We start from the raw sequence: 3,180 nt of genomic DNA, 5'->3' as shown, positions 1-3,180 counted from the left end.
GGTTTCCTGGTTTACCAGGGGATTGGCAGATGGAACACAGTTGTCTTGGGGTTATATAGTCAAGCAACTAAGCGCATACGGTGGATGCCTTGGCAGTCAGAGGCGATGAAAGACGTGGAAGCCTGCGATAAGCTTCGGGGAGGTGGCAAACAACCTTTGATCCGGAGATCTCTGAATGGGGAAACCCACCTGGTTTCGGCCAGGTACCGTACAGTGAATCCATAGCTGTGCGGGGCGAACCGGGGGAACTGAAACATCTAAGTACCCCGAGGAAAAGAAATCAACCGAGATTCCCTCAGTAGCGGCGAGCGAACGGGGACCAGCCCTTAAGCTGAACAACTGGTAGGAGAAGGCTCTGGAAAGTGCCGCCATAGTGGGTGATAGCCCCGTATCCGAAACCTGAGTTCAGTGAAATCGAGTAGGTCGGCGCACGAGAAACGTTGACTGAACATGGGGGGACCATCCTCCAAGGCTAAATACTCCTGACTGACCGATAGTGAACCAGTACCGTGAGGGAAAGGCGAAAAGAACCCCTGTGAGGGGAGTGAAATAGATCCTGAAACCGTATGCGTACAAGCAGTCGGAGCACCTTCGGGTGTGACGGCGTACCTTTTGTATAATGGGTCAGCGACTTATGTTCAGTGGCGAGGTTAACCGTTTAGGGGAGCCGTAGGGAAACCGAGTCTGAATAGGGCGATTTAGTCGCTGGGCATAGACCCGAAACCGGGCGATCTATCCATGAGCAGGTTGAAGGTGCCGTAACAGGCACTGGAGGACCGAACCCACTGTCGTTGAAAAGCCAGGGGATGACTTGTGGATCGGAGTGAAAGGCTAATCAAGCCCGGAGATAGCTGGTTCTCCCCGAAAGCTATTTAGGTAGCGCCTCGGACGAATACCACAGGGGGTAGAGCACTGTTTCGGCTAGGGGGTCATCCCGACTTACCAACCCGATGCAAACTCCGAATACCTGTGAGTACTATCCGGGAGACACACGGCGGGTGCTAACGTCCGTCGTGAAGAGGGAAACAACCCAGACCGCCAGCTAAGGTCCCCAAGTACCAGTTAAGTGGGAAACGATGTGGGAAGGCTCAGACAGCTAGGAGGTTGGCTTAGAAGCAGCCATCCTTTAAAGAAAGCGTAATAGCTCACTAGTCGAGTCGGCCTGCGCGGAAGATGTAACGGGGCTCAAACTGGTCACCGAAGCTGCGGCTGCATACTTTGTATGCGGGGTAGGGGAGCGTTCTGTAAGCCTGCGAAGGTGTGTCGAGAGGCATGCTGGAGGTATCAGAAGTGCGAATGCTGACATGAGTAACGACAATGCGGGTGAAAAACCCGCACGCCGGAAGACCAAGGGTTCCTGCGCAACGCTAATCGGCGCAGGGTGAGTCGGCCCCTAAGGCGAGACCGAAAGGTGTAGTCGATGGGAAACGGGTTAATATTCCCGTACCTTGGATAGCTGCGATGGAGAGACGGAGAAGGCTAGGTGAGCCGGGCGACGGTTGTCCCGGTTTAAGCGAGTAGGGAGTGGAATTAGGCAAATCCGGTTCCACAATCCTGAGACGCGACGACGACTGCCCACGGGCGGGAAGTCATTGATGCCCTGCTTCCAGGAAAATCTTCTAAGCTTCAGGCTATTCGAGACCGTACCCCAAACCGACACAGGTGGTCAGGTAGAGAATACCAAGGCGCTTGAGAGAACTCGGGTAAAGGAACTAGGCAAAATGGTGCCGTAACTTCGGGAGAAGGCACGCTGGTTGTATGTGAAGCCCCTGCGGGTGGAGCAGAAGCCAGTCGAAGATACCAGGCCCCTGCGACTGTTTATTAAAAACACAGCACTCTGCAAACACGAAAGTGGACGTATAGGGTGTGACGCCTGCCCGGTGCCGGAAGGTTAATTGATGGGGTTAGTCCTCGGACGAAGCTCTTGATCGAAGCCCCGGTAAACGGCGGCCGTAACTATAACGGTCCTAAGGTAGCGAAATTCCTTGTCGGGTAAGTTCCGACCTGCACGAATGGCGTAACGATGGGGGCGCTGTCTCTACCCGAGACTCAGTGAAATTGAAATCGCCGTGAAGATGCGGTGTATCCGCGGCTAGACGGAAAGACCCCGTGAACCTTTACTATAGCTTCACAGTGAACTTTGAGCATGCTTGTGTAGGATAGCTGGGAGGCTTTGAAACCGGGACGCCAGTTCCGGTGGAGCCAACCTTGAAATACCAGCCTGGCATGTTTGAGGTTCTAACTTGGTCCCCTTATCGGGGATGAGGACACTGTGTGGTGGGTAGTTTGACTGGGGCGGTCTCCTCCCAAAGCGTAACGGAGGAGCACAAAGGTGGGCTAAGCATGGTCGGACATCATGCGGTTAGTGTAATGGCACAAGCCCGCTTAACTGCGAGACAGACACGTCGAGCAGGTGCGAAAGCAGGTCATAGTGATCCGGTGGTTCTGTATGGAAGGGCCATCGCTCAACGGATAAAAGGTACTCCGGGGATAACAGGCTGATACCGCCCAAGAGTTCACATCGACGGCGGTGTTTGGCACCTCGATGTCGGCTCATCACATCCTGGGGCTGAAGCCGGTCCCAAGGGTATGGCTGTTCGCCATTTAAAGTGGTACGCGAGCTGGGTTTAGAACGTCGTGAGACAGTTCGGTCCCTATCTGCCGTGGACGTTGGAGATTTGAGGAAAGCTGCTCCTAGTACGAGAGGACCGGAGTGGACGAACCTCTGGTGTTCGGGTTGTGTCGCCAGACGCACTGCCCGGTAGCTATGTTCGGACAGGATAACCGCTGAAAGCATCTAAGCGGGAAGCCCCTTCCAAGATGAGATCTCCCTGGACCCTCGAGGTCCCTGAAGAGCCGTTCAAGACCAGGACGTTGATAGGTCGGGTGTGTAAGCGCTGCGAGGCGTTGAGCTAACCGATACTAATTGCTCGTGCGGCTTGACTATATAACACCCAAGACAATTGCGGATAACGCGAAATCGATCATCACTGTCAGTGCACGCTGACTGTTCTATCCCGTCCCCCAGTGATCAACCGTTTTGCCTGACGACCATAGCGGTCTGGAACCACCTGATCCCATCCCGAACTCAGACGTGAAACAGACCAGCGCCGATGGTAGTGTGGCATGGCCCATGCGAGAGTAGGTCATCGTCAGGCTCCTAACCCAAACCCCAGCATC

Annotated in this window: 2 rRNA genes; both read left to right on the top strand. The window is 54.6% G+C overall.

Going from position 1 to position 3,180, the window contains the following annotated elements:
• Positions 1–57 precede the first annotated feature (57 nt).
• Positions 58–2,947 (top strand): 23S ribosomal RNA (locus MSNKSG1_RS18570).
• 96 nt (positions 2,948–3,043) lie between these two features.
• Positions 3,044–3,158: ribosomal RNA gene (rrf, locus tag MSNKSG1_RS18565) — 5S ribosomal RNA — on the top strand.
• The last annotated feature ends 22 nt before the right edge of the window (positions 3,159–3,180 follow it).

Origin of the sequence: Marinobacter santoriniensis NKSG1 (assembly GCF_000347775.1) — a bacterium.
Classification (GTDB): Bacteria; Pseudomonadota; Gammaproteobacteria; order Pseudomonadales; family Oleiphilaceae; genus Marinobacter; species Marinobacter santoriniensis.
Note: the sequence above shows the minus strand (reverse complement) of the source record. Positions and strands in the feature narration are given on the sequence as shown.